This is a genomic window from Mycobacterium sp. NPDC049093, assembly GCF_040704635.1.
Taxonomy (GTDB): domain Bacteria; phylum Actinomycetota; class Actinomycetes; order Mycobacteriales; family Mycobacteriaceae; genus Mycobacterium.
This window is the reverse complement of record NZ_JBEZJS010000010.1, coordinates 142,710-161,499: the sequence shown is the minus strand read 5'-3', so window position 1 is coordinate 161,499 and position 18,790 is coordinate 142,710. Positions and strand designations below refer to the sequence as shown.

Sequence of the window (18,790 nt, the reverse complement as noted above, 5' to 3'; positions counted from 1 at the left end):
GCGAAGGTCGGCAGTCGACATTTCGGGCCGTTGTTACTCGCCGGTATCCGTGTCGAGCACGCTGACGGCGATGCCGTAGGGCAGGAACCGGACTCGGCGGCCAGGATCGGTGTTGCCGGCATTGGCCCGCAGGGCTTCGAGCTCACTGGGGTACACCTGCTCGATGTGGGCGCCGCCGGCGTCGTCGACGGTGTAGATGGCCCATACTCCGTCGCCCTTCTCGCCGGTGGTCTCCGGCTCCGTTCTGGGCTGGGAGAACCGGGCGAACTCATCGAGCAGGCCCGCCCAACCGCCCGCCTGGCCGGGCCTCGCGATGAACTTGCTCAATCCGTCGAGGGCGTCGCGCAGCCCTTCGCCGGCCTCACGGGCGACGCGGTCGAAGTCCTCGGGGTCGAATCCGAACGGTCCACTGCCACTCATGGCGCTCTCCTCGGTGGTTGTGGGCAATCTCAAGGTGTCAAACACCAGTGTGCGCGCACGCGGCGGTGGGCGGGATGGTAAACGAACCATATGGCCTTCACACGGGACGACCTGCTAGCCACCGTCGAATTGTCACCGCAGGCAGCGGGTGCACACGACCGCCGAGGATGGGTGGGACTGTTCGCTGCGGGCGGACAGGTCGACGACCCGGTGGGCTCCCGGCCGCACCGCGGGGCTGCCGAGATCGAGCGGTTCTACGACACCTTCATCGCCCCGCGCGACATCACCTTCCACCGCGACGTCGACCTCGTCGCCGGCTCCACGGTGATTCGCGATCTCGAGCTCGAGGTCGTCATGAGCCCATCGGTCTCGATGCGGATCCCCGCCTATCTTCGCTATGTCGTCGCGCCCGGCCCGGGCGGCCCGAGGATCGACCAACTGCAGGCGTACTGGCAGCTGCCCGCGATGATCGGACAATTCGCCCGCGCCGGACTGGGCGCCGTGCCAGTCGGGCTGCGCCTGGCCGTGGCGTTGCTGCGTAATCAGGGTCCCGCGGGTGCGGTGGGCTTCGCCAAGGGGATGGCCGGTGCCGGGCGGGCGGGCAGGCGGCTGGTCTCCGGGCTGCTCGACGACCTGTGCGCCGGCGACACGGTGGCGGTGCAGCGGCGGTTGACCGCCGACACCGACATCTACCTGGGGGACGACACCCCACTGAGCACGTCCGGGTTGGTGGAACGTACCTCGGGTGCCTCCTGGCGCAAGCTGATCGCGTCCGGCCGTCATCTGGTGGCCGGGCTGGACCTCGACGGGAGCCGGGCCGTACTGATCGCCGATCTCAGCAACGGACCGCTGGGCATCGCCCGGTTGCGGTATTTCGGCCCGGCTTCACCGTCGTCGCACACCGTCGTGAGACCGTAGAAGGATCATGGCTGATCACGCTTACATCACCTACGAGGAATTCGGGCGTCGGTTCTTCGAGGTGGCGGTATCCGAGGAACGGGTCGGCGACGCCATCGGCTCGATCGCCGGCGACGCGTTCGAGATGGGTCCGATCGCCCAGGGGCCCGGCAAGATCGCCAAGGTCACCGCCCGGGTCAAGATCCAAAAACCCCGCGTGAGCCGCATTGTCGGCGAAACCATCACGTTCTCCATCCGGATCCCGCTGGAGATCGACATGGTGATCGACCTGCGCATCGACCGGCCCAAGTTCATGGTGTTCGGTGAGATCGCCCTGCGGGCCACGGCGTTGGCCGCCGAGCCGCTCTTGCTGATCCTCGATGTCAAGAAGCCGCGGCCGTCCGACATCTCGATCCACGTCACCTCCACGTCACTGCGTGCCGAGGTGCTGCGGATCCTGGCCGGTGTCGACGCGGAGATCAAACGGTTCATCGCCGCGCACGTGGCCGGTGAGATCGACAGCCCGGCATCGGAGCAGGCCAAGGTGATCGATGTCGCCAAGGAGCTCGACTCCACCTGGGGCGGGATCTGACCGGCGGGCCGGGGCTTCGGTCAGGCGCTCAGGCACATCAAGGCCGGCCGCCGAGCTGAGCGGCCCGCACCCCCCGACCGGCCGCGAAGATGACGCCACAACCACGGCATGAGCATGTTCTGCGTCCACAGCAGTTGTGAGTAGGCCCGGGACCGAAACGACTGAATCTGGTCCGGGCCGGTGGCCAGGGCCCAATCATGGTTGCTGTCAGGCAATCCGAGTGCTTCTGCGGCCGCGGCGGCGAACAGACCGTGCCCCTTCGCCGAGCCGTGGACCCGGTCCGGGCTCCACGTTTCCGGTTCGCGCATCGAGGGCGCCGAGTACAGATCGACGAGGTGGAACCCGTACCGATCGGCGGCATCGTTGATCGCGTCGTTGATCCGAACCACCCGCTTCCCGAGCAGTCGGCCCACCGGCAGGATCTGGGTGATGTCAGGGAACGTGGTGGTGACGACGGTGGTACCGGTGGCCGCGAGCGTGCGGTAGACGGAGTCGAGGTCGCCCAGCGCGCGGGTGAAGGACCGTCCGGGGCGGGTCACGTCGTTCATACCGATGCAGACGGTGACCAGGTCGGGTCGCATCGACAACGCGGTGGGGAGCTGGGTATGCAGGACATCGCCGATGCGGTGACCGCGAACTGCGAGATTGGCATAACCCAACCCCGGGTAGAGCCCGTCGAGCCGGACCGCGAGACGGTCGGCAAAACCCATCAGGCCGACGGCGTCGTCGCCGTCCCACAACCCTTCGGTCTGGCTGTCGCCGAGGGCGACATATCGGGTAAAACGTCGCACGCTGGCGACTCTAGCGCGGACCGGCCCGGCCGCTTCGCGCGGACACCAAGGAGGGGCGCCCGAAAAAGGCGCCCCTCCTTGATGTTTCGCGATGTTTGGGCTTACTTCACATCCACGTAAACTGTCTTGCTGAGTAGCGTTGTCTGCAGATCGCCGCCCGGGCTGCTCGAATCCGTCCGGCTGTAGGTCTGCCCGGGTCGGACCGCGACCACGGTGGCCTTGTCCAGCGGGGTGGAGCCGACGTGGTTGACGATCACCTTGTATCCCTGGGCCTGCAACTGACTGATGGTCTGCTGGGCGTTACCCGGTCCGGTCGGTGCCGCCTGGGCCGGTGCGGCCAGGCCGATCACCGCTGCGGCAGCCGCTCCTGCAAGCGCAGTGGCAAATCCGATCCTCATCATCTTTGGTGCCTTCTTTCACTCTTCTGTTGTTTCGCGCGTGACGCCGACGCCAGCCGCCCACCCGCGCGCCGCCGTCACCTCGGTTTAGGTGTTACCCAACAGTTAACCGGCAGTTCACAATTTAAATTCCGGCTGACCGAAACCCATTGACGAGGGCTGCGTCACACTGTGGAACCGTTACCGGCGTGAGGCGAACCATGTCCTGCCGGCAAAGTGGCGCACATCACCGCGTAGCGTGCAGCGAGTGGCGAAACTGAGCGCGGGTGTCCTGTTGTACCGTCTCGCCGACACGGTGGTGGAGGTGCTGATCGCCCACCCGGGCGGGCCGTTCTGGGCCCGCAAGGATGCCGGGGCGTGGTCGATACCCAAGGGCGAGTACGTCGACGGTGAGGACCCGTGGCCGGCGGCGCAGCGCGAATTCGCCGAGGAACTCGGCTCGCCACCTCCCTCCGGCCCGCGCATCGATCTTGTCCCGGTGCGGCAGGCGGGAGGCAAGGTGGTCACCGCATTCGCGGTGCGCGGGGACTTCGATCCTGCCACGGCCGTGAGCAACACCTTCAGCATCGAGTTGCCGAAGGGGTCGGGGCGGCTCGTCGAGTTCCCCGAAATCGACCGTGTTGCTTGGGTTTCGGTAGCACTGGCGCGCACCAAACTCCTCGCGGGGCAGCGTCCGCTGCTGGACCAGCTGATGGCCGCACCCGAACTGGCCGGCTACGGAGAGGGCGACCCGCAGGGCGGGTAGCGACTCAGAGGTCGAGCGTCAGCCGGTGGCCGGCCTCCGCCCGCGATACACAGGTCAGCAGATAGCCGGCGTCGCGCTCGGGATCGGTCAACAACGTATCCCGGTGCTGCACAGTCCCGTCGGTACCCGGCACGGTCCGAATGCGGCAGGTGCCGCAGAAACCCTGCTGGCACGAGTACGGGGCGTTCACCCCGGCCCGGCCCAGTGCGGCGAGCATGGTCTCGTCGGCTCCGACCGTCACCCCGGCGCCGGTCGAGGCAATCGTCACCGAGAACTCCGCGCCGTCGACAACCGGTGGCGCCGCGAACCTTTCGAAATGCAGCTCGACGTCGTCCCGGCCGATGAGCGCCGCCCGGATCCCGGTCAGCATCGGGGCCGGGCCACACGCGTACACCGTGGTGCCGTCGGGACACTCGCCGAGAAGGTCACCGGCGCCGGGCAGTCCGTCGACGTCGTCGGTACGGATCGCGATGCGGTCCCCGAACCGGTCGAGCTCGTCGAGGAACGGCAGGCTGTCGCGGCTGCGTCCGGCGTACACCATCGACCAGTCGACACCCAGCCGCTCGGCCAACCCGAGCATCGGCAGGATCGGGGTGATGCCGATGCCGCCCGCGATGAAGCGGAACCGCTGAGTGGGCGACCCGTAACCGGGCACCGTCAGCGCGAACGCATTGCGGGGACCGTGGGTGCTCACCCGGCTGCCGACCTGCAGGCTGTCGTGCACCTCGACCGAACCGCCGCCACCATCGGGTATGCGCCGCACCGCGATTCGATAACGGTCGGTCACTGTCGGATCGCCGCACAGTGAGTACTGCCGCACCCGGCCGCTGGCCAGGTGCAGGTCGATGTGTGCACCCGGGTACCACTGCGGCAGCACGCCGCCGTCGGCCGCGGCCAGGGTCAGCGCGATGACGTCCTGGTCGTGGGCCACCACTTCCCGGCCGGTCACGGTCAACGTGATCGTGCGGTCCAGGGCAGGAGGAGGCGAGGGCCGCCGCAGCAAGCGGTTCACACCCCACATCGTCGCGATAGACACCTCGGCCAGACCGAGCATGGGATCGTGCCGGAACCGCCCCGACGCACTCGGTGGCAGAGCGCGGTACCGGGATATCAGTGACAGCGTCAGCATGGCTGTGCCCGTCACAGGTGGGCGGCCCGCGCCGCGGGGGAACTCGCCAGGTAAGCCACTGCCTGAGCGGTCGAGCCCATCTCCTCCGGGGAGAAAGCGGGCCGGCAGTAGGCCAGGGTGTTGGAACCGAACATCCGGGAGAACTTCGGCAGCAGTCCCAGCTTGGAATCACGCATACGCATCTTGTTCATCTGCCACCAGCCGATGTCGAGGGTCGGATCGCTCTTCACCATCGCCCAACAACCGCGCTGGAAGAACATGTACACCGCCGTCGCGGCGATCGACATCGCCCGCACCCGGCTGAAATAGCTGTCCTGGAAGTACACCGCCACATCGTGTGCCACGCTGCGGTGCTCGACCTCTTCACTGCCGTGCCAGCGGAACAGATCCGTCATCGTCGGGTCGGCGTCGAAGTCCTCCCACGTGCAGTTCAGCACGAAATCGCCCAGAACCGCCGTGTAGTGCTCGATGGCGGCGATGAGCCACAGCCGATCGCACAGGTTGGACAGCCGGCGGCGCGGGTCGGTCGACTCGGTCGGGCCCAGCATCTTGGTGAACACGTGCTCGACCATGGCCATCAGCGGCTGGTAGTCCACACCGTGGGCGGTCAGGAACTCGTCGAGCACCCGATCATGCGTCTCGGCGTGGGTCGCCTCCTGGCCGATGAAGCCGCGCATGTCATCAGCGAGCTTGGGATCGCGCACATAGGGCAGTGCTTCGTTGAACGTCGCGACGAACCAGTGTTCTGCCATCGGCAGCACCACGTTGAACAGGTTGACCATCGACGAGGCCACGGGGTGGCCGGGGATCCAATGCAACGGTATGCCGTCGAGATCGAAGTGGACTTTACGGGCCTGGATCTGTACCGGGCCCGGGTCGATCTCATTGTCGAACCGCAACGGACGCAACATCGAGAGCCTCCCTGGGATGAGTGGACTCTCAGCAGTGTACGGATTTAGGTGGGAACAGCGGTACCGGGTGTATGTCAGGCCGGTGGCGGCGTGCCCGCGCCGGGGGCGCCGGCGATCGGGACCACCGGCGTCGGCGTCACCGTGGTCACGCCGTTACTGCCGACCCTCGGGCCGCCCGGGACGGCCGATTCGGCACCCTGCTCGGCCGCGGCCTCGCTGCAGTCCAGCATCAGGATCATCTTGCCGCTGGAGTTGACCTTCTGGGAATCGACCAGGCACTCGGCCTGCGGAAGGGCGCTGCCGAACGAGCCGCCGAAGGTCGCCTTGACGCCCTGGCTCTTCAGGATCGCGAGTGCCTTCATATAGGGCTCACCGACGACGTTGACCGAAGCGGAGCTCGGCTGCGAGGTGGCGGCGCCTGCCGCCATCAGGGCGATCGAACCGGCGGCGAGCAGACCGCCGCCGAGCGCAACAAGCTTCTTCACGTGAACTCCGTCAGTCGGGTGCGGTTGCGAACATATCGCAGCTGAGACGTTTGTGAAACCGGAGAAGACGCCCCGGGCGTTACATCCGGGTCCGGCCGGCGTGCCCGGTGATCCCGGCCATCACCTCGCTCAACGCGGCTGCCCGCGGATCGGCGAACACGTCTTCGAGCAGCAGCCGACGGCCGTCCGGACCGGCCAGTGGGATCCGCCAGTTCGGGTACTCGTCGGTGGTTCCCGGCTGATTCTGGGTGCGCAACTCACCGACTGCGTCGGCCAGCGCCAGGGTCAGCAGCTTCGACGGGGTGCGGGCCAGATACCGGTACAGCGCCGTCACGATCTGGTCGGTGTCCGGATCGGGTCCGAGCAGGCCGACCCGGCGCAACTCGTCGAGCCAGGCGGCCTGCGCGGCGCGGTCCGAGGCCAACTCCTCATCGGCAGGCCGCGTGAGCAACCCGAGTTCTTCCCGCAACCGCACATGCTCGCCCGCGAGATACCCCGCCGTCGGCGGCAGATCGTGGGTGGTCACCGAGGACAGGCAGTACGCGCGCCAGCGTTCGGCCGGGAGGGGCCGCCCGGACCCGTCGGACTCGAACCACAGGATCGAGGTGCCGAACAGGCCCCGCTCGTGCAGGTAGTCGCGCACCCACGGTTCGACCGTGCCCAGGTCCTCGCCGACCACGAGCGCGCCGGCCCGGTGCGCTTCGAGCGCGATGATGCCGATCATCGCGTCGTGGTCATAACGCACATAGGTGCCTTCGGTCGGTGCGGCGCCCTTCGGGATCCACCACAGCCGGAACATTCCGATGATGTGGTCGATGCGCACCCCACCGGCATGCCGGAGCGCCATCTCGACCAGCGCCCGGAACGGTTCGTAGGCCTGCTCGGCCAGCCGGTCCGGCCGCCACGGGGGCTGCGACCAATCCTGGCCCAGTTGGTTGAACTCGTCCGGGGGAGCGCCGGCCGTCACGCCCGGAGCCAGCACATCCTGCAGGGCCCAGGCGTCGGCGCCGTCGGGATCCACGCCGACCGCGAGGTCGCTCATGACGCCCAACTCCATCCCGGCCTGCATCGCCGTGGCCTGCGCGGCGGTGAGTTGGTCGTCGAGAACCCACTGCAGCCAGCGGTGGAAGTCCACGGCATCGGGATGGGCCGCCGCGAACGCGGCGACTTCCGGATTCGCCGGATGCTGCAGTGCGTGCGGCCAGGCGTGCCAATCCGCTCCGTATTGTTCGGCCAGCGCGCACCAGGTCGCGAATTCCTCCAGGCGTCGGCCCTGCCGGGCCCGGTAGGCGGTGTACGCCAGTTCCCGGCCCGCCGTGCGCTCAACCCGGTACACCTGCTGCAGTGCGGTGCGTTTGGTCTGCCAGGCCGCGTCACGGTCGATGGTGGGGTCGCGGTCGGCGCGTTTGTTGGCGGTGGTGCGCAGTGCCCGGAGGCGTCCGCGGTGACGGACGTCGGCGAATTCTGCGACGGCCTCCACCCGCAGGTAGAGCGGATTGCCGAACCGCCGCGAGGTGGGCAGATACGGCGAGGGCTCCATCGGGGCGGTGGGAGCGGCCGCGTGCAGCGGATTGACGAGGATGAACCCGGCGCCGTGCTCGGCCGCCGACCACACCGCCAGATCGGCAAGGTCGGTGAGATCACCTGTGCCCCAAGAGTTTTTCGAGCGAACACTGTAGAGCTGGACGGCCATTCCCCAGGCGCGTCGCCCGCCCAGTCGGATGGGCAGGCCCACGGTGGCGGGGGAGACCACCACCGGCGTCTCGGTATCGGTCCCGTCCAATCGCAGCCGGTGATAACCCAACGGCAGGTCCGCCGGAAGTTCGAACGTGGCCTCACCGATCAACCGGTCCCCGAGATCGTGTGGAGGCCGGTTGTTCTCGAGTTGCCGGAGGCTGCCGCGCTCGGTGCCGTCTTCGAGCAACAGCGTGAGGTGCGCCGGATCCCCATGTGTGACGTGGACCCAGAAGCTCGTCGGCATTCCTGCCCGGCCCAACACGATCGGTGGCAGGCTGCGCTGCCAGTACTGCCGGTCGTGCGCCGCCAGGCCGTCCAGCCGCTCCTGTTCGGTGCCGGCCGGCACGCCCAGTGCTTCCAGCACCGCGACCAGGGTGGACTCTGCGACGGCGGTGCGGCGGCCGGTCCAGTCGTCGAACTCCGCGGCGACGCCGTAGCGGCGGGCCAGTTCGAGCAGGGCCGGTGACGAAGAAGTCATGGTGACAATCTTGGCGCCCAGAAGCCGATCGTGCGTGCCACTGGCGTGGTGCCTACCCACGCTCTACGCTGTCTGTAACGATCCTTACAGACGGGATTTCAGGTGGCCACTCCAACCACGCGACGACAACAGCAGGGTGCGGATTCCCGGGGGCAGATTCTCGACGCCACCGAACAACTCATGGCCACTCGCGGTTACGCCGCCACCTCGATCAGCGACATCCGCAAGGCCTGCGGCTTGCCGGCCAGCTCCATCTACTGGCATTTCGGATCCAAGGACGGTGTCCTCGCGGCGGTGATGGAACGCGGCGCCGACCGCTTCTTCGCGGCGATACCCGGTAGCGGCGGCATCGATGAGCAGTTGGCGGTTCTGGCGGATCTGCAGGCGCAGCGCCCGGAATTCCTCCGCATCCTGTACCTGCTGTCGCTGGAACGCGGCGATGATCCGACGGTGACGGCGGTGGTGCGCCGCGTGCGTGACACCGCGATCGCGCGATTCTCTGCCGCCGTGCGCAGCCAGTTGCCCGCAGGCGTGCCGCCACGTCGTGTCGAGCAGGTGGTGGCCGAACTCACCGCATTCGCCGTCGCACAGTCCGACGGGGTGTTCTTCGCCGCGCACCTCGAACCGGGCACCACCGACGTGGCCCGCATGTACCGGCGGCTGTGGCAGGCGGTCACGGCGCTCATCCCGATACTCCTGGAGGAAAAGTGACCGACAAGACCGCGATCATCACCGGCGCGAACACCGGGCTGGGCTTCGAATGTGCGCGGACCCTCCTGGAATCCGATCCGGGTTGGCATGTGGTGCTCGCGGTGCGCGACACCGAACGTGGCGCCGACGCGGCGGCTCGTCTCGGCTGCCCCGGACGTACCACGGTGGGTGAACTCGACCTGGCATCGCTGCAGTCGGTACGGAACTTCGCCGCCGGGTTGCCGCATCGGGACCTACCGCCGCTGAACGCGCTGGTATGCAACGCCGGACTCCAGTTGGTAGCGGGCGCCCAGACGACGTCGGACGGCTATGAGATGACCTTCGGCGTCAACCACCTCGGTCATTTCGCCCTGGTGCAGCAGGTGCTCGCCGCGCTCACCGCCCCGGCGCGAATCGTGGTGGTCAGCAGCGGTACCCACGATCCGGACAGGTTCACGGGTATGCCTGCGCCGCAATATGACTCGGCCGAGGACCTGCTTCATCCGCCGCCCGGCGGGCTGACCGGCGAAGAAGGCCGGCGTCGCTACACCACCTCCAAACTGTGCAACATGCTGTTCAGCTATGAGCTGGACCGGCGCCTGGGGCACGGGTCCCGCGGGATCACGGTCAACGCGTTCGATCCCGGCCTGATGCCGGGTTCGGGGCTCGCCAGGGACTACTCGGGTATCCAGCGGCTGGCCTGGCGCCTGCTCATGCCGGCGTTACGGGTACTGCCCAACGTCAACAGCACCCGACGTTCCGGCGCCAATCTCGCCGCGCTGGTGACCGACCCGGGCCTCGAAGGCGTCACCGGGGCGTACTTCGAAGGAACCCGCCGGATCCGGTCCTCACGAGATTCCTACGACGAGGCCAAGGCGGCAGACCTGTGGCGGGTCAGCGAACGGTTGGTGCCTGCGGTCCACTGACTTCGGGGACGCGCAGTAGTGTCGACTCAGTGGCATCCGCGTTGCGCCCGGCCCGGATCGCGGTCGGGGCGCTGTTCCTGACCAACGGCGCGATCTTCGCCAATCTCCTGCCGCGCTATCCGGAGATCAAGAGTGACCTTCACCTGAGCAATGCGGTGTACGGCGCGGCCGTCGCTTCGTTCTCCGGCGGCGCGCTGGTTGCGGGATTGACTGCGGCGACACTGATCCGACGGTTCCGCAGTGCCCGGGTGGCGGTCATCGGCACGGTGGCGCTGGCCGCCTTCGTCGTCGCAGCCGGTATGGCGAACTCACCCCTGCTGCTGGCCGCCGCGTTGTTCCTGGCCGGCGCCTGCGATTCGGTGGTGGATGTCGCACAGAACGCGCACGGACTGCGGCTGCAGCGCGAACACGGCCGGTCGATCATCAACTCGCTGCATGCGGTGTGGGCTGCAGGCGCGATCCTCGGTGGGCTCACCGGTGCCGGAGCAATCGCCCTCGGGATCCCACGGGCCATCCATCTCTCGGTGGCCGCCGTCGTGTTGAGCGCGGTCGCGGTGGTCGCGTACCGCTACCTGTTGCCCGGACCAGACCATGATGATCACCCGGCAGCGCACGCCCCGGCGGGAACGAGGGCGGGGCCGCGGGTATACCTGATCCTGCTGGCCCTGGTGCTGATCGCGATCGCGGGCGCCACGGTCGAGGATTCCGGGAGTTCCTGGGCCACCCTGTATCTGCGGGATTACCTGCACACGCCGCCGGCCGTGGCCGTCTTCGGATACATCGCGCTGGTCGGCTTCATGTTCGTGGGACGGGTGATCGGCGACCGGCTGGTCGACCGGTTCGGCGAGGCCACGGTGGCGCGGTCGGGCGGCGTGATCGCCGCCGCCGGGATGGGAACAGCCCTGGCCTTCCCGAGCATCGCCACGACGATCGCCGGCTTTGCGCTGGCGGGTCTGGGGGTGGCCACCCTGGTGCCGGCCGCGATGCACGCCGCCGACCAACTGCCGGGGCTGCGACCGGGGACCGGCCTGACCGTGGTCACCTGGCTCATGCGGGTGGGTTTCTTCGGTGCGCCACTGCTGGTCGGGCTCGTCGCCGATGCGGCCGGGTTGCGGGTCGGTCTCCTGGCCGTGCCGCTGGCCGGGTTGGTGGCCGCGCTGCTCGCCGGGGTGCTGCCGGGGCGGCCGTCGTCAGGGCACCGTCCCGGGGCCGATGCCGGCCAGTTCGATCGTGAACACACCCGACACGATTAGCGCGATACCGAGCATCATCACCGGGGTCAGCGGTTCCCGGAACAGGAACCGGGCGATGATGGCGACCAGTGCGACGCCGCACGCGGTCCAGATGCCGTAGGCGATGCCCACGGGCACCCCCAACGACAGGGCCAGCCACAGCAGGTAGAACGACAGCACGTAGCCGGTGATCACCGGCGCGATCCACGCCTTGCGCCGGAACCCGTCGGAGGCACGCAGTCCCAGTGTGGCGAACACCTCGACCAGGATCGCCCCGGTCAGGGCCACCCACATCATGATTCGGCCTGACGCGGGTGCGACCCGAGCTCGACCAGCAGCACGCCGGCGATGATCAGACCGATACCCGCCACGATCGGCCAGGTGAACGGGTCGCCGAACAACGCCGCGGCAAGCACGGCCGTCGCCGCGGTACCCAGCGCACCCCAGATGCCGTAGGCGACGCCGACAGGCATACCCGCCCGCAGCACCAGCGTCAGCAACACGAATGCGGCCAGGTAGCCGAACACCACCAGCACCAGCCACCCCGAATGGTCCTGGGACGCGCGCAGCGACAGCGTGGCGGTGACTTCGGTGATGACGGCCGCGATCAACAACGCCCACTTCTGCACCGGACAAACCTATCCGAGCCCGCTTCGGCGGGTGAGTACCGTGGGAGAGTACGCCCAGCTCATCGAGGAGTCCACATGATCGGGTCCGTCCTGGACTTCCTGCCCCCGCCGATGCGGGATCCGGTGTTCTTCGCGATCCCGTTCTTCCTGGTGTTGCTGACCGTGGAATGGCTCGCCGCCCGTCGCCTGGAGCACATCGAATCCCAACGGCAACCCGCGGGTGCGTTCGACACCCGTGACGCCTGGGCCAGCATCTCGATGGGGCTGGTGTCGATCCTCACCACTGGCGGATGGAAACTGCTGGCGCTGCTGGGCTATGCCGCCATCTACGCCTACCTGGCGCCGTGGCACCTGCCGGGGGACCGGTGGTACACCTGGGTGATCGCGATCGTCGGAGTGGATCTGCTGTTCTACACCTACCACCGCGTTGCGCACCGGGTGCGGTTGATCTGGGCGACGCATCAGGCCCACCACTCCAGTGAGTACTACAACTTCGCCACCGCGCTGCGTCAGAAATGGAACAACAGCGGTGAGATCCTGGCCTGGATTCCGTTGCCCCTGCTCGGGATTCCGCCGTGGCTGGTGTTCGCCAGCTTTTCGCTGAACCTGGTCTACCAGTTCTGGGTGCACACGGAGCGGGTCGGAAAGTTGTGGCGGCCAATCGAATTCATCTTCAACACGCCGTCGCACCATCGGGTTCACCACGGCCGCGACCAGTTGTATCTGGACCGCAACTACGGCGGCATCCTCATCATCTGGGACCGGATGTTCGGCACGTTCCAGCCGGAGGTGTTCCGTCCGCACTATGGGCTGACCAAGCCGGTCAACACCTTCAACATCTGGAAACTGCAGACCCACGAGTACGTGGCGATCGCCCGCGACGTGCGGCGGGCGCGCCGTCTGCGTGACCGGTTGGGCTTCGTGTTCGGCCCACCCGGCTGGCAGCCCGCCGAAACCTCCGAAACCCAGCCTGTCGGCTGACAAGGGTCGGCCCCGTTCTCGAACGGGCGGCCAGAATCATTGGCCGGCATGGGAATTGACGCGACCTACTATTCCGGCTGCCTCGGGCCGATCACGTGGCCGCGGCTCGTTGTGCGACACGCCGGGCGCCGCCGATTCGCGCCGTCTGCCGTAGAGATACCCGGCGTTTCCCAGTGTTGGTGCGAGGTTTGAATTCGAGCCGAGCCGAATGGCACCAAAGCAAACTCGAAGTCAGTAAGGTCGACAGAACCCGGGTGCGACAACCCGGATCACGGTCACGAAAGGGGCAATGCGTGGGAGACACACTGACCGAAGGACAGAAGCTGGAGAAGGGTGGTTCGCTCACCTCCAACAACGGCGCGTACACGCTGACGTTGCAGGATGACGGCAACCTCGTGTTGGAGGCACGTGGCCAAGCGGTCTGGTCGACTTCCACCAACGGCCAGGACGTCGTGCGCGCCGAGGTGCAGACCGACGGCAACTTCGTGCTGTACACCTCGGAGAAGCCGGTGTGGCACACCGACACCAAGGGCAAGAAGGACGTCAAGCTGGTTCTCCAGGACGACCGCAACCTGGTGCTGTACGCCGCGGACGGGCCCGCGTGGTCGTCCAAGACCGAGACCTCCGAGCCGCCGCCACCGGCGCCCGAGGCCGCCGCGCCCGAGGTTGAGGTTGCCCCGGCCGCTGTCGAGGAGCCTGTGGCCGCACCCGAGCCGGCTGCGCCGCCGCCACCCCCGCCGGCACCCGAGCCGCGCACCTACACCGTGGTGTCCGGCGACACCCTGTGGGCAATCGCCGAGCGCTTCTACGGCGATGGCAACCGCTACCAGCAGATCGCCGATGCCAGCGGCATCGCCAATCCCGATCTGATTCACCCCGGCCAGGTCCTGACGATTCCTTGACCTGACCAAGACGCACGGCCCGGACCAGCTGGTCCGGGCCGTCGTTGTTTCTGGCATTGGATCTCGCGGGTTGTGGGTACCCCCGGTAACGAAGTTGCCGCCTGACCGATATTGAAATCGGTAGGGTGACTTTCACCACGTCCGAAAACGAGGGAGGCCGGCCGTGAACAGTTGGCTTGGTGGGGCGATACGGGCGATGGCGGTGGTGCCGGTGGCGGGGCTGCTGGCATGTCCGGTACCGACGGCGGCTGCGGCGGGTTCGCTGGTGTACCCGGGGATGGAGATTCGCCAAGGCACCAATTTGTGCACCCTCGGATTCGTGGACCAGGGGAGCCGCGTCGGATTCACCGCCGGGCATTGCCGCGGCGGCGGGCCGGTGAACGACCGGGACGGCAATTTCATCGGGCACATGGGTTCGTTCCGGGACAACACGCCCGACGGCGCCACAGTCGATACCAATCACATGATCTCCGATTGGGAGACCATCCAGTTGGCCGGGGACGTCGTGGTGAACAACATCCTGCCGGGTGGGCGGATGCTGGTGGAGGATCCCGCCGTGGTGCCGACGGTCGGGGCCCCGGTCTGTCACTTCGGCGTGGTTACCGGAGAAACCTGCGGCACCGTCGAGGCCGTGAACAACGGCTGGTTCACGATGGCCAACGGTGTGGTCAGCCAAAAAGGCGATTCCGGTGGACCGGTATACATCGTCACCCCCGATGGCCGTGCTGCCATCGTCGGGATGTTCAACAGCACGTGGGGTAACTATCCGGCCGCGGTCTCCTGGCAGAACGCCAGTGGCCAGGCCCGCGGTGACGGCGCGCCGCTCGCCGGCGAGGTCTCGAATCTCGTCGGACAACCCTGACTCGCCGTTCCGCTAACTAGAACACGTTCTAGCCATCCTGGCGGGTGGGCGATATTGTCATGGCGATGCTTAATCAGACACCTGTCCAGATCGCCTGGGTCACCGCTGATCTGGACGCCACCGAACAGGTCTTGTCCACCCTGCTGGGGGCGCGCCGGTGGGTGCGCATGCCTGCGGTGCATTTCAGCCCGCAGACGTGCCGATACCGGGGCAAGCCTGCCGATTTCGTCGCCGACATCTCGCTGAGCTACGCCGGCGACACCCAACTGGAACTGATCGCACCGGTCAGCGGCGAGAGCGTCTACGCCGAGTTCCTCGAACGACACGGGTCCGGCCTGCACCACATCTGTGTCGAGGCAGCCGACCCCGAGGCATTCGACGCAAGACTGCGCGACGCCGAAGGCGAGGGGACGCCCGTGGTGTGTGACGGCGAGATGCCCGGGGGAATGAGATTCGCCTACCTGTCGGCCGCCGGGGCGGGGGTGCCGTATCTGGAGATCGCTTACATCCCGCCCGAGATCCGGGCGTTCTTCGAGTATGTGAAACAGGAGCAGCAGTGAAGGAAATCCCCGAGGTCCTGGAGGCCTCCGAGGTCGTCGCCGGCGAATCCTGGTCCGACGAGTTCGATGTCGTGGTGATCGGATTCGGCATCGCCGGAGGTTGTGCAGCGGTCAGTGCTGCCGCCGAGGGTGCCCGGGTCCTGGTGTTGGAGAAGGCCGCGGCGGCCGGAGGCACCACCGCGATGGCCGGCGGGCACTTCTATCTCGGCGGCGGTACCGCGGTGCAGGAGGCCACCGGGCACCCCGACACCGCCGAGGAGATGTACAAGTACCTGGTCGCCGTCTCGCGCGAACCTGATCTGGCCAAGATCCGCGCCTACAGCGACGGTAGTGTCGAACACTTCAATTGGCTTGAGGCGCTGGGCTTTCAGTTCGAGCGCAGCTTCTACCCGGGCAAGGTGGTGGTCCCGCCGGGCACCGAGGGGCTGTCCTACACCGGCAACGAGAAGGTCTGGCCGTTCACCGAGCAGGCCGCGCCGGCGCCTCGCGGGCACTCGGTTCCCGTGCCCGGCGAGTTGGGCGGCGCGGCGATGGTCATCGACCTCCTGCTGAAGCGCGCCGAGACGCTGGGCGTCACGATCCGCTACGAGGTGGGAGCCACCAACCTGATCGTCGACGGCGATGCGGATGACCGCCCCGTGGTCGGGGTGAAGTGGAAGCACTTCGGCGAAACCGGTTGCGTCAAAGCGAAATCGGTCATCATCACGGCCGGGGGATTCGCGATGAACCCCGAGATGGTCGCCGAATACACCCCGGCGCTGGGCAAGAAGCGTCGCACCAAGCACCACGGTGAGGTGGAGCCCTACATCCTGGGCAACCCCAACGACGACGGCCTGGGCATCCGGATGGGTGTCGCGGCAGGCGGCGTGGCCAACGGCATGGACCAGTTGTTCATCACCGCGGCGGCCTACCCGCCTGAGATCCTGTTGACCGGCGTGATCGTCAACAACCAGGGCCGGCGCTTCGTCACCGAGGATTCCTACCATTCGCGTACCTCGGCATTCGTCCTGCGACAGCCCGATCAGCAGGCATACCTCATCGTGGATGAGGAACACATGGAGATGCCGGCCATGCCGCTCATCAAGTTCATCGACGGTTACGAGACGATCGCCGAAGTCGAAGAGGCGCTGGGCATCCCGGCCGGCAACCTGGCGGCGACCCTGGACCGCTACAACGAGCACGCGGCCAATGGCGAGGATCCCGATTTCCACAAGCAGCCCGACTACATCGCGGTGCAGCAGAAGGGCCCGTGGGCGGCGTTCGACCTGTCGCTCGGCATTGCCATGTATTCGGGATTCACGATGGGCGGGTTGACGGTGTCCATCGACGGTGAGGTGCTGCGTGAGGACGGCAGCGTCATCACCGGCCTGTACGCGGCGGGGGCCTGCGCGTCCAACATCGCCCAGGACGGCGAGGGTTACGCCAGCGGCGTCCAACTCGGCGAAGGGTCGTTCTTCGGGCGCCGAGCCGGCACGCACGCAGCGGCACGCTAGGCAGGGTCGCCGAGCAGACTGAGCTGCCATCGACCGTCGCCGAGCAGTTCCAGGCGACGGTCGTGGAGCCGGTTCACGCTGTCCCGGTGACTGATGCTGACCACGATGCAGTCGGGCAGCTCGGTGCGCAGGGTCGAGTACAGCGCGTACTGCTGACCGGCATCGAGCGCCGAGGTCGCCTCGTCCAGGAACACCGCAGACGGCCTCGCCAGCAGAATCCGGGCGAACGCGATCCGCTGCTGTTCGCCCGGGGACAGCACCTTTCCCCAATCGGCGTCCTCGTCCAGGCGGGAGGTCAGATTCCCCAGAGCGACCTTGTCGAGTGCGGCCCGGATGTCGTCGTCGCTGTAGGTACCCGCCGGCGCGGGATAGCAGACCACCGTACGGAGATCGCCCAGCGGGGCGTAGGGGAGCTGGGACAGGAACATCACCTCACCCTGCTCGGGATAGCGCACCGTCCCCGATCCGTAGGGCCACAGTCGTGCCAGGCTCCGCAGCAGTGTCGTCTTCCCGGTGCCGGACGGCCCGGTGATGACCAGCGAATCGCCGGGTGCGAGTTGCATGTCGAGGTCGTGCAGCAGCAGATCACCTGCGGGGGAGCGTACCTCGACGTCCTCGAGTTCGACGCCGCCGCCTGCGCTCACCCCGATATCCAATCGCGGTAGCGCCCTTGCCTGTTCGTTTGCGGCGACCAGTCCGTCAAGGCGGATGATGGCGGCTCGGTACCCGGCGAAAGCGTCGTATACCGAACGGAAGAAGCTCAACGAACTCTGCACCCGGTTGAATGCGCTCGCCGACTGCAGGGCGTCGCCGTAGGTGATCTGACCCGCGAACAACCGTGGCGCCTGAACGATCAACGGAAGCGGGTCGATGATCTGGTTGATGGACCGGTTCCAGCCGAGAAACGCGACGCCCCGCAGCACAAGTCGGCGGTAGTTGGTGATCACCTTGGTGAACCGGTCCGACAGCGTGCCACGTTCGGTGCGTTCCCCGTGATAGAAGCCGACCGCTTCGGCGCCGTCGCGGACGCGGACGAGCGCGTACCGGAACGCTGCGTTGGTCAACGAGTTACGGAAGGTCAGGCGGATCATCGGCCGGCCGATCCAGATCGCGACGACGGTCGTGACCGCCACCCACAACAGCGCGATCCAGAACAACGCCTTCGGGACCGTGACACCCAGAAATGTCAAGGGGCCGGCGAGATTCCACAGAATCGGCGTGAACGCCACGACCGAGACGATCGAGTAGACCGATCCGAACAGCAGTGTCTGTGCGGTGGCGACGGTCGGTGTGTTGGTTTCAGGTCCGGTGCCGGTGGTGAAGACGTCGATGTCCTGCTGGATGCGCTGATCCGGGTTGTCGATCGGAGTCCCGCCGAAGCCACCGATGAATCGGCCGCGATAGTAGGCCCGTTGATCGAGCCAGTCCCCGGTGAGTCGGTGGGTGAGCCAGACCCGCCAGCGAACGATGAAGTACTGCATCAGGTACAGGTCGAGCAAGGTGCGGGTGATGTCGGCGGTGACCAGGAGTCCGAAGATGAGGATCGAATGCCAGAAGCCGTCGATGCCCGAGCGGCGCACGGCTTCGTTGCCGGAACCGGTGCCGGAGAACGCCACCTGCAGCGCGGTGGTCTGGTCGTTGACGTAGTAGCTGAACAACACGTCCATCCGGACCGAGACCATCACCGACAGGAGCAGCACCCCCAGCAGCACCCACACCGGAATGCTCTCGCGCCCAAGGAAATAGCCGCCGGTGACGCGCCAGAATTGCCGGCCCCAGGTGGTGATGCGTGCCAGGACGGCCAGGACGGCCACCAGCGCCACCGCCCCGATCGCCCACGCCTTGGCGACCCACAACAGTGATGCCAGGATCTCGTTGCCCCAGTCCAGGGACTGGGTGAACATCTCCATACCCCGGGAAGTTACCGGGAAC

General features: G+C 67.2%; 21 protein-coding genes. 11 read left to right on the top strand and 10 right to left on the bottom strand.

Annotated features, from left to right (window positions below; genetic code table 11):
- Positions 1-33: 33 nt before the first annotated feature.
- Complete coding sequence (locus tag AB0876_RS31080; protein WP_064887658.1) at positions 34-420, bottom strand: Rv0313 family protein; 387 nt, start codon at positions 418-420, stop codon at positions 34-36.
- 90 nt (positions 421-510) lie between these two features.
- Here AB0876_RS31080 and AB0876_RS31075 point away from each other — a divergent pair, with 90 nt between their 5' ends.
- Positions 511-1,338 (top strand): hypothetical protein, encoded by an 828-nt coding sequence (locus tag AB0876_RS31075; protein ID WP_526043820.1) that lies wholly within the window; start codon positions 511-513, stop codon positions 1,336-1,338.
- A gap of 7 nt (positions 1,339-1,345) precedes the next feature.
- Positions 1,346-1,909, top strand: coding sequence for a hypothetical protein (locus tag AB0876_RS31070; RefSeq protein ID WP_064887654.1), 564 nt, complete (start codon positions 1,346-1,348; stop codon positions 1,907-1,909).
- Between the two features lie 20 nt (positions 1,910-1,929).
- Here the strand turns inward: AB0876_RS31070 and AB0876_RS31065 are convergent, their stop codons facing one another.
- On the bottom strand, positions 1,930-2,700 hold the full coding sequence (locus AB0876_RS31065; RefSeq protein ID WP_526043819.1) for an SGNH/GDSL hydrolase family protein: 771 nt from the start codon (positions 2,698-2,700) through the stop codon (positions 1,930-1,932).
- A gap of 101 nt (positions 2,701-2,801) precedes the next feature.
- Positions 2,802-3,101, bottom strand: a complete 300-nt coding sequence (locus AB0876_RS31060; protein ID WP_463793652.1) for a hypothetical protein — start codon at positions 3,099-3,101, stop codon at positions 2,802-2,804.
- A gap of 244 nt (positions 3,102-3,345) precedes the next feature.
- Between AB0876_RS31060 and AB0876_RS31055 the strand changes: the two genes are divergently transcribed.
- Positions 3,346-3,843, top strand: a complete 498-nt coding sequence (locus AB0876_RS31055; RefSeq protein ID WP_526043818.1) for an NUDIX hydrolase — start codon at positions 3,346-3,348, stop codon at positions 3,841-3,843.
- Between the two features lie 4 nt (positions 3,844-3,847).
- Here AB0876_RS31055 and AB0876_RS31050 read toward each other — a convergent pair whose 3' ends face one another.
- The 4 genes from AB0876_RS31050 to malQ all read right to left on the bottom strand — a co-directional run bounded on the left by AB0876_RS31050 (position 3,848) and on the right by malQ (position 8,583).
- Entirely contained in the window at positions 3,848-4,972 is a 1,125-nt protein-coding gene (locus tag AB0876_RS31050; protein WP_526043817.1) for a PDR/VanB family oxidoreductase, read from the bottom strand.
- A gap of 11 nt (positions 4,973-4,983) precedes the next feature.
- Positions 4,984-5,883, bottom strand: coding sequence for a metal-dependent hydrolase (locus AB0876_RS31045; RefSeq protein WP_526043816.1), 900 nt, complete (start codon positions 5,881-5,883; stop codon positions 4,984-4,986).
- A 74-nt stretch (positions 5,884-5,957) separates the two neighbouring features.
- Entirely contained in the window at positions 5,958-6,368 is a 411-nt protein-coding gene (locus AB0876_RS31040) for a hypothetical protein (RefSeq protein WP_064887645.1), read from the bottom strand.
- A 79-nt stretch (positions 6,369-6,447) separates the two neighbouring features.
- Entirely contained in the window at positions 6,448-8,583 is a 2,136-nt protein-coding gene (gene malQ, locus AB0876_RS31035; protein ID WP_526043815.1) for a 4-alpha-glucanotransferase, read from the bottom strand.
- Positions 8,584-8,685: 102 nt separating this feature from the next.
- Between malQ and AB0876_RS31030 the strand changes: the two genes are divergently transcribed.
- From AB0876_RS31030 to AB0876_RS31020, 3 genes are read left to right on the top strand one after another with little or no spacing between them, the layout of a single operon-like run.
- Positions 8,686-9,294: a TetR/AcrR family transcriptional regulator gene (locus tag AB0876_RS31030; RefSeq protein ID WP_526043814.1), complete on the top strand. Its 609-nt coding sequence runs from the start codon at positions 8,686-8,688 to the stop codon at positions 9,292-9,294.
- Complete coding sequence (locus AB0876_RS31025; protein ID WP_526043813.1) at positions 9,291-10,199, top strand: SDR family NAD(P)-dependent oxidoreductase; 909 nt, start codon at positions 9,291-9,293, stop codon at positions 10,197-10,199. Before AB0876_RS31030 ends, AB0876_RS31025 begins: the two co-directional genes overlap by 4 nt.
- Before the next feature lie 29 nt (positions 10,200-10,228).
- On the top strand, positions 10,229-11,452 hold the full coding sequence (locus AB0876_RS31020; RefSeq protein WP_526043812.1) for an MFS transporter: 1,224 nt from the start codon (positions 10,229-10,231) through the stop codon (positions 11,450-11,452).
- Here the strand turns inward: AB0876_RS31020 and AB0876_RS31015 are convergent.
- Together AB0876_RS31015 and AB0876_RS31010 are read right to left on the bottom strand one after the other, a co-directional pair.
- A complete protein-coding gene (locus AB0876_RS31015) occupies positions 11,390-11,725 on the bottom strand; it encodes a DMT family transporter (protein WP_491840980.1) in 336 nt (111 codons plus the stop codon). The genes AB0876_RS31020 and AB0876_RS31015 overlap by 63 nt on opposite strands.
- Entirely contained in the window at positions 11,725-12,060 is a 336-nt protein-coding gene (locus tag AB0876_RS31010) for a DMT family transporter (RefSeq protein WP_463793667.1), read from the bottom strand. Before AB0876_RS31010 ends, AB0876_RS31015 begins: the two co-directional genes overlap by 1 nt.
- Positions 12,061-12,135: 75 nt before the next feature.
- Between AB0876_RS31010 and AB0876_RS31005 the strand changes: the two genes are divergently transcribed.
- The 5 genes from AB0876_RS31005 to AB0876_RS30985 all read left to right on the top strand — a co-directional run bounded on the left by AB0876_RS31005 (position 12,136) and on the right by AB0876_RS30985 (position 16,858).
- Positions 12,136-13,041 (top strand): sterol desaturase family protein, encoded by a 906-nt coding sequence (locus tag AB0876_RS31005; protein ID WP_491840860.1) that lies wholly within the window; start codon positions 12,136-12,138, stop codon positions 13,039-13,041.
- Positions 13,042-13,334: 293 nt separating this feature from the next.
- Positions 13,335-13,943 carry a LysM peptidoglycan-binding domain-containing protein gene (locus AB0876_RS31000; RefSeq protein WP_064887630.1) on the top strand — a complete coding sequence of 203 codons (609 nt, stop codon included), beginning with the start codon at positions 13,335-13,337 and terminating at the stop codon, positions 13,941-13,943.
- A gap of 196 nt (positions 13,944-14,139) precedes the next feature.
- Positions 14,140-14,805: an Rv1815 family serine proteinase gene (locus AB0876_RS30995; RefSeq protein WP_463793777.1), complete on the top strand. Its 666-nt coding sequence runs from the start codon at positions 14,140-14,142 to the stop codon at positions 14,803-14,805.
- 65 nt (positions 14,806-14,870) lie between these two features.
- Positions 14,871-15,365, top strand: a complete 495-nt coding sequence (locus AB0876_RS30990; protein ID WP_526043811.1) for a VOC family protein — start codon at positions 14,871-14,873, stop codon at positions 15,363-15,365.
- Between the two features lie 5 nt (positions 15,366-15,370).
- Positions 15,371-16,858 carry an FAD-binding protein gene (locus tag AB0876_RS30985; protein WP_526043873.1) on the top strand — a complete coding sequence of 496 codons (1,488 nt, stop codon included), beginning with the start codon at positions 15,371-15,373 and terminating at the stop codon, positions 16,856-16,858.
- Here AB0876_RS30985 and AB0876_RS30980 read toward each other — a convergent pair.
- On the bottom strand, positions 16,855-18,768 hold the full coding sequence (locus AB0876_RS30980) for an ABC transporter ATP-binding protein/permease (RefSeq protein ID WP_526043810.1): 1,914 nt from the start codon (positions 18,766-18,768) through the stop codon (positions 16,855-16,857). The two genes, AB0876_RS30985 and AB0876_RS30980, sit on opposite strands and share 4 nt — an antisense overlap.
- Between the last annotated feature and the right edge of the window lie 22 nt (positions 18,769-18,790).